5 protein-coding genes are annotated in these 6280 nt (G+C 40.3%); 1 reads left to right on the top strand and 4 read right to left on the bottom strand.

Annotated elements, in window-relative coordinates:
* Window positions 1-507 precede the first annotated feature (507 nt).
* The gene (locus NQT69_RS14010; RefSeq protein WP_256828310.1) at window positions 508-1365 is read right to left on the bottom strand and encodes a tetratricopeptide repeat protein; all 858 of its coding nucleotides are present in this window, start codon (window positions 1363-1365) and stop codon (window positions 508-510) included.
* Between the two features lie 85 nt (window positions 1366-1450).
* Here NQT69_RS14010 and NQT69_RS14005 point away from each other — a divergent pair, with 85 nt between their 5' ends.
* Entirely contained in the window at window positions 1451-2761 is a 1311-nt protein-coding gene (locus tag NQT69_RS14005) for a M20 metallopeptidase family protein (RefSeq protein WP_256828309.1), read from the top strand.
* Here NQT69_RS14005 and NQT69_RS14000 read toward each other — a convergent pair.
* From NQT69_RS14000 to NQT69_RS13990, 3 genes are all read right to left on the bottom strand, one after another.
* On the bottom strand, window positions 2758-4668 hold the full coding sequence (locus NQT69_RS14000; RefSeq protein WP_256828308.1) for a DNA topoisomerase III: 1911 nt from the start codon (window positions 4666-4668) through the stop codon (window positions 2758-2760). The genes NQT69_RS14005 and NQT69_RS14000 overlap by 4 nt on opposite strands.
* Window positions 4669-4719: 51 nt before the next feature.
* A complete protein-coding gene (locus NQT69_RS13995) occupies window positions 4720-5205 on the bottom strand; it encodes a hypothetical protein (protein ID WP_256828307.1) in 486 nt (161 codons plus the stop codon).
* 152 nt (window positions 5206-5357) lie between these two features.
* Window positions 5358-6278 carry a flagellar motor protein MotB gene (locus NQT69_RS13990; protein WP_256828306.1) on the bottom strand — a complete coding sequence of 307 codons (921 nt, stop codon included), beginning with the start codon at window positions 6276-6278 and terminating at the stop codon, window positions 5358-5360.
* Window positions 6279-6280 lie beyond the last annotated feature (2 nt).

The raw sequence follows: 6280 nt of genomic DNA, 5'->3' as shown, positions 1-6280 counted from the left end.
ACTCTAAATTTTTTGCCTCGTTACTTGCTCAATAAAGAACGAAGTAGCTTGGCTGTTAGAACTCAATCTGTACGAGTGCCCACACAGATGATTGCTTTATATTGTTAAAGAACGTTGCGATTAAAGCGCATTGCTTTATCTCGCTAGGGCTGCGCATTTTACGCTTTCCTATTTTTTTGTCAACACTTAATTTTAAGAAGTTTTAATATTAAGTTTTACTCGACTCTCTCACCCTTTGTTCAGCGCTTTTCATTGCTGCCTGCTGGGTCAGTGGATGCGCATTATAGGGAGATACGCTTTTTACGCAAGCGTTTTTAATCAGAAACTTTAAAAAAGAGTCCACCCGCTTAAAAAACAAACTAAAACATCTAAAAGAGGCTATTTACTGATTGAATTATCATCAGTATTTCTCGAGAGGAATTTAAATAGTGTCTAATTTATGTATTTATCAAGTTTTAGATATAAAAAAGCGCTGTAAATTAACAGCGCTCGAATCTATAAAATTAATTAATACAGGATGCTGTAGAGCTTTCTTCTATATTTAGCAGCTAAACTATCTCCATCCGGTAAAGATGCAATAACTTCAAGAAACGTCGGCTTTACATCAGCAAAATTTAAATCTTTCTTTAAAATACTAAACAAAGTTTCTAGCGCATCTTCTTTACGACCTGCGCTATTGAGTGCAGTCGCTAATTCCACTTTAATATCTAAATCATTAGGATGTTGCTCAGCTTTTAACTGCAGTGCTTTTATTTCTGGTGAATCTGTGGCTTCTAAAGCTTGCTCGCACTTAGCTCGAATATTAGTGTAATAAGCATCTCGCTCACTTTCTTCTACGGTATCTAACAAAGCTTGCGCATCATCTAGTTTATGTATTTGAATGCATATGTCCGCCAAAACTAACTTAATACGGGAATTGCTTGTATCAAGTTCGTAGGCTTGCTTTGCGTAATTAAATGCACTATTTAAATCTTGTGCAACAAGGGCTTGTTTGGCTTGCTCTAATAGTAGTTCATGCTGTGCAGGTAAATGCTTAGCTAATATATCACGTATTTGCTGCTCAGTTTGTGCTCCGGGCAACATATCTACAGGGGCTGAGTCTTTTAAAAACACAAGTGTTGGTAGTGTTTGCAAACCAATTTGCTGTGCCAATTGAGCAGCTAGTTGCTGCTCTACATCACAATCAAGAGTTGCAACAAGTAAGTGTTCACCATATTCGCTGGCAATTTTCTCTAAAATAGCGGCTTGTGATTGACACTCAGGGCTTTGTGCCGAATAGAAGCTAAGTAGGACAAGTTTTTGCTGTGAAGTTTCACCTAATACTTGCTGAAGATTTTGTGGGTTAACATTTACCATATTATTCATTACGATTGATTGCCATATCAGACTATTTAGGGTTTTATATGGTGTCGATAACAATAATTACAAGCCACCAGCCAAAAGGTCTTTTATGAAATTTCACAAAATATATGCAGCCTTGCTTTTTATTAGTCCAATAGCCTGTGCTAAAACGTTAGATCTCAACCTTGATAAAACCATGCCTGCTATCGAAAAGTTTTATTTAGATTTGCATCAATCTCCGGAACTTTCATACCACGAGCAACAAACAGGTCAAAAAATTGCGCGGCAATTAAAGCAAATTGGATTTGATGTTACTTCTAATATTGGTGGGTTTGGCGTCGTAGGTATTTATGAAAATGGGGATGGCCCCACAGTGATGATCCGCACTGACACTGATGGTTTGCCAATAATTGAGCAAACAGGAAAATCCTATGCATCTAACGTCACGATTACCAATGATGAAGGGGCAACAGTTGGTGTTATGCATGGCTGCGGCCATGATATTCATATGAGCTCGTTTATTGGCACGGCACAACAGCTCGTTCAGCATAAAGATTCCTGGCAGGGAACATTAATGATGGTCGCGCAACCAGCTGAAGAAGTCGGTGGTGGTGCAAAAGCGATGCTAAAAGAAGGCTTATTCTCTAAGTTCCCTACACCTGATCACGTGATTGCCTTACATGTAAGCGCTAGTGTTCCGGCTGGTAAAGTAAGTATGAAAAACGAATACACTATGGCCAGTGTTGACTCTGTTGATATAACAGTAAAAGGGAAAGGCGGTCACGGCGCTTACCCACACACCACTATTGATCCTGTCGTTATAGCATCACGTATTGTATTAGCACTACAAACTGTTACTAGCCGCGAACTTTCTCCGCTAGAACCTTCTGTTATAACCGTTGGCTCTATTCATGGGGGTTCTAAGCACAATGTGATCTCTGACGAAGTAAAACTACAACTCACATTACGCAGCTATAACCCAGAAGTGCGTTTACAACAAATTGCCGCTATTAAACGAATCTCACAAGGTATTGCGCTAAGCGCTGGACTAGATAAGTCGCTCATGCCTGAAGTATATGTACATGAAGATGAGTCAATTCCATCAACTTATAATAACCCTGAACAAACAAATATTGTACGTAATGCGATTAGCTCAGCTATTGGCAAAGATAATGTGCTAGAAACGCAAGCAGTTATGGCTGGCGAGGACTTTGGTTTATATGGCCGAACCGAACAAAATATTCCTATCACGTTATTTTGGCTCGGTGGCGTAGAAAAATCTCAATATATTGCAGCACAAAAATCAGGGCAAACTCTACCATCATTGCATTCAAGCAAATTTGCACCCGATTATAAGGTCGCTCTTCCTACTGGTATTAAAGCCATGAGTAATGCAGCCGTTGCGCTGTTTAATAACTAGCTCGATTTTGCTTTTGGTTTAGCCTTTCTTTTAAAACGTCGCTTTTGCCGCGTTTTTGGTAACTGGGCAAATACTTGACTATTGCACTGACCAGCTTGTGTTATAAATTGTGCTAAGTCACTTAGCAATGGGGTAAGAAATTGCTGATAACTCATGCGTTGCTCTGCGATGTCGCCTAATGAAGCTTCCCACTTCGCTGTTAAATCAGGACTCGCTAAGCCTTCGGGTAATACACCTATGAGTGCTTTTCCTGTCTCTGTAGCTAAAATGCTTTTACCTTGACGTTGTAAAAAGCGACGCTTGAATAATAGTTCTAAAATACCTGCACGGGTTGCTTCAGTCCCTAAGCCATCAGTGTCTTTTAGAATCTTTTTAATATCTGGGTTTTTCACATAACGACTTATTCCCGTCATGGCACTTAACAAGGTTGCATCCGTAAAGTGAGCTGGCGGGGTCGTCATTTTATCAACCACTTCGCCATGACTACAGTCAAGCATTTGCCCTTTAACTAACGGCGGTAAAGTTTGCTCATCTTTTAGCTCTGATTTACCCATGAGTACTTTAAAACCTAAGCTGACCTCTTGTTTTGCATTCGCTTTAAATAAACCTCCACCAATAGTTACCTCAACCTTTGTTTCATTAAATATATAGTCAGGGTAGAACTGAATGAGGTAATGCCGACAAACTAAGCTATAAACCTTTGCTTCGTCTGAGTTCAACCTTGCCGACGTTAATTGTTTAGCGGTCGGGATAATGGCGTGGTGTGCAGCTACCTTTGCATCATTAAAACATTTACTACGCTTACCCGTATCAGCCTGATTACAATGCGCTTCACTTTGTCCGCCATTGCTGGCAATCGCTTTTATAATGCTCGCAGCTTCCCGGTGGTGATCTTTTGGCAGATAACGGTTATCTGAACGAGGATAAGTAATGAGCTTGTGGCGTTCATATAAAATTTGGCAAATATCTAATACTTTTTGTGCTGGCATTGTAAACGCTTTTGCCGCATCTATTTGTAGCGCCGATAAATTATACGGTAAAGCGGCTTGTTGTTTTTTCTGCTTTTGCTCAAGTGCCGTCACCTCCCCCTCTTGCCCAGAGATTCTTGATACCACATTTTCAGCAAGGCCGCGGTGTAGTACTCGCCCTTCTTCATCTTGATAAGGTTCACACGCTTTACTTGGTTGCCATTTAGCTGTAAACGAGTGTTGCTCTGATGTTGTTAAGTGAGCCAACACTTCATAAAATGGTTTTGCTACAAAGTTAGCAATCTCATTATCTCGATTTACCACTAAGCCAAGGATTGGAGTTTGCACTCGCCCCACTGAAAGTACATTTCCAAACCCTGCTTTTTGTCCCGCCAACGTATAGGCCCGAGTTAAATTCATGCCAAATAGCCAGTCGGCACGAGAACGTGCTAATGCCGAGACACTTAATGGAATAAAGTCACGGTTAGTGCGCAGATTATTTAACGCCTTTTTTACCGCGCTTGTATTTAAATCACTAATGAGTAAACGTTGAGTTTGCTGCTTTTTTGATTGAGATAGTTTGACTTGGTCGATGACCTCATCAACCAACAGCTGTCCTTCCCTATCTGGATCGCCTGCGTGAACCAATTGATCAGCTTGTTTGATTAGCTTTTTTAACACGGTGAGTTGCTTACGAGTTTTTGTTTTAGCTTTTAATTGCCATTGCTCAGGGATGATGGGTAAATCATCAAAGCGCCACTTTTTATATTGCTCGTTATAGTCATCAGGTTCAGCTTGTTCTAACAAATGGCCAATGCACCAAGAAACACAATCACCATTAGCAACTTCAATATATCCATCATGCTTTTTATGTGGCTTGGGTAAAGCGTCGGCAATAGCACGACCAAGGGAAGGTTTTTCAGCAATGTATAATTTCACACTTGCACCATAACAACTGTTTATTTAAACAGTATTTTAGCACAGGAAAATTTACTGGGAAATATTAACCTGAGGTTTACGCTGTAATAGGTAGATTAGGGGTAAATAGCACACGACCACTGTAGTAATATTGATAACGGGTAGGAGTGTTTTATACATCATGGTGCTATAGGATAAATCCCAAAGGTGACGATCAACTAAACGAAATAACTGTAAGATAGGTGCTCCCAAAACGACAAGTTGACCCAATACAGATTGCCATAGGTAAACTTTATCTTTTATGCCTAAATAAGCAATTAAAGCCATCCACGCTAAATCATTAAATGCCCAGACAACATAGCGCCAAATGTATGGTTCATCCAACTCTCTAAGCGTTGAATATATGAATGTGCCATACAAAAAGAAGGCGGCAGTAATCAGCGCAAAACGAAATGCAGGCCAATCTTTACGAAAGTAAAAAATGAGGATACCTGGGCTAAGAATAAAAACCCAGCTGTTACTTAAAAAAATTCGAATTTCAACAAACCAATCAGGCAAAATCAAATTACCTTAATCTGTTTTATCGTCATCACCACCATCACCATTACCCGGCATATAGCTATATTTATCAATCTTTTTCATAAGTCACTCCATTACACTTGTTAAGGAGTGTTTACTTTATGCTAAAATAGGTACTTTGCCAAGCATCATTACCTAACCTCGATTGGATCGGACTCTTTCGCTTTACCTTGCATAATCGAAATTTCAACGCGACGGTTACGCCGCCTATCAGCATCGGAGTCATTGGGTACCAATGGCCGAGTTTCGGCATGGCCAACAACAACCATCCTACTTTTATCAAAACCTTGGGCTTTTTGCATTTCTGTTGCAACTGCCACAGCACGTTTCGATGATAAGTCCCAATTATTGCTATATAACTCGTTAGATACTTGAAAATCATCAGTATGTCCTGACACTGTAATTTCACCGGGTACATCTTTTAATAAAGTCGCAATATCTTGAATGATAGGCTTAAAACGCGGCTGTAAAAAAGCACTCCCAGATGGAAATGAGCCGTTTTCACGGATACGAATAATGATTTGCTGGCCTAATGATTCAAGTTCAATCGCGCCATCCAAGATTTGCTGCTCTAACTGCTGAGCTATTTTTTTCACCAGTTCATTGACTTGCTCTTGATCAGCAGAAGCTGTGGCTTGCTCTAATGCTTGCTGTTGCGCAGTACTTTGAGATTCACCACCACGCTTATTGCCTCGCTGCTCTTGACGGCCTCCTGCGGAACTTTCATCTCCAGCTTGAAATTCAAGCATTTGCTGTGTCATTTCAACTGTTTGCTGCTGTATCGTCTCAATAGGGGTAGGCTCAGGTTTACCGGGAGTGAACTCCATAGCGATCACTGAGGTTCCTTTTGGAATGTCTTTAACTTCTATTTTATTCTGCACACCAAAAGCAAATTTCATTGAGCCTGCAATTTGTTTGAACTTAAGCACATCCATTTCTGAAAATGCGAGTAAGAGCACAAAGAAGCACATTAATAGCGACATTAAATCTGCAAAGGTTCCCATCCATGCTGGTAAACCTGGAGGCGGGCATTTGCACTCTTGCTCAGACATGC

The sequence above is a fragment of the Pseudoalteromonas shioyasakiensis genome (assembly GCF_024518675.1).
Classification (GTDB): Bacteria; Pseudomonadota; Gammaproteobacteria; order Enterobacterales; family Alteromonadaceae; genus Pseudoalteromonas; species Pseudoalteromonas shioyasakiensis_B.
Note: the sequence above shows the minus strand (reverse complement) of the source record. Positions and strands in the feature narration are given on the sequence as shown.